The organism is Bartonella sp. TT119HLJHH, assembly GCF_042193385.1.
GTDB lineage: Bacteria > Pseudomonadota > Alphaproteobacteria > Rhizobiales > Rhizobiaceae > Bartonella.
Window position 1 is genome coordinate 1 of the sequence record NZ_JBHILS010000085.1, and the last position, 1,523, is coordinate 1,523.

General features: G+C 45.1%; 1 protein-coding gene. It reads left to right on the forward strand.

Features of this window, described 5'->3' with window-relative positions; all coding sequences use genetic code 11:
- Positions 1-1,523, forward strand: a 1,523-nt coding sequence (locus tag ACFIJL_RS09360) for a DUF4815 domain-containing protein (RefSeq protein WP_375624423.1), incomplete at both ends; no start/stop codon positions are given.

Sequence of the window (1,523 nt, forward strand, 5' to 3'; positions counted from 1 at the left end):
GGAGCGGCACGTGAAGTAGCAAAACTTGTCTGGGCACTAAAAGAGGATGCGCAGAATGGCACTTTCTTTCCGGTTTATATTTTACAAGATGGCGTTTTGATTGATCAAAAATCGCCCTCACTCCTTGAACCGGCCATGCAAGCCATTGCGACGTACGACCGCGCCCATGGGCATTATATCGTGGGGGGATGCCGAGTAAGTGCATTGGGAGCAAATAACGGTTGCCAAGTCTTTAGTATTCAAGAAGGAGAAGCTAATATCAATGGTTTCAAACGCAAACGCTTAGCGGCTTTGCGCCATGAAGAGCCAGAGGATTTTTCGACAAGCGTTGTTCCAAGCGAAACGCATATTTTTGCGCCTTCAAAAGGGAAAACAAGTTTTACCTTTAAACCCTATTATTTTCCTATTGCTGATGTTCAGTCTCTTTTGTTGACAAAAGAAAAAACCGTTAACGTCACCCGTGGTGCTGTTGCCGCTGGGCGTGATGGGGTTCCTGATAAAAGCATCACCTCTTTTATCAAAATCGTTCAAGGAAGCAAGGAATTTAAAGAAGGCACAGATTTTAAAAAAACCGGAGACACCATTGATTGGGCACCGGTGGGAGACGAACCTTTAGCGGGGAGCAGCTATAAGGTGACTTATCGCTATCGTGCAAAAATCACGGCTGATAAGGTAACAGCGCAGGAAATTACAGTATCAGGTGGTGCTGAGAATGGTGATATCATTGTCAGTTACACTTACAAACTCCCCCGCATTGACCGTATTGGTCTCAACACAGGGGGAAATGTCGTCTATATCAAAGGGATTTCTTCAGACCAACCCATGGCACCCAGTGTCCCTGATGAGGTGCTCTCTCTTGCCACCATTACCAACAATTGGCTTAGTACCCCCCTTGTGGTTAATGATGGCACCCGTGTTGCCCCCTATGATGAGATGTGGCGCTATTTTCAACGGGTGCTTTCGCTTGATCGATTGATGCAATTAGAGCGTATTAAAAGCAATGTTGACTCTAAAGAACCTGTTGCCAAAAAGGGCATGTTTGCAGACCCTTTTCTTGATGATAGTTACAGAGATGAAGGCTTTCAACAAACAGGGGCTGTAGGCAACGGCATTTTACAGCTCGCCATTGATCCAACCTTTTACACCGCTAATCTTACAGCCCCTGTCACCCTTGACTGGACAAATGAAGTGATCATTGCGCAAGAGTTGACAACCGCTTGCGAAAAGATCAACCCCTATCAAAATTTTGCACCCCTTCCTGGTACAGTAACCCTTGAACCCGCAACAGACTTTTGGCATGAACAGCGCACCGATTGGCTCTCGGGTATCACCAATCAAATCATCATGGGCTGGAACCGTGGCAGTACCATACGTAGAACAGAAGTAAGCGATAATTTCATCAACACACACCAAGAACAAATCGACTTTTTAAGACAAATTACCCTTCACTTTAAAATTGAAGGTTTTGGCAGTAGCGAAATCTTGGAAAGTCTTACCTTTGATGGTGTGAATGTTTTACCAAA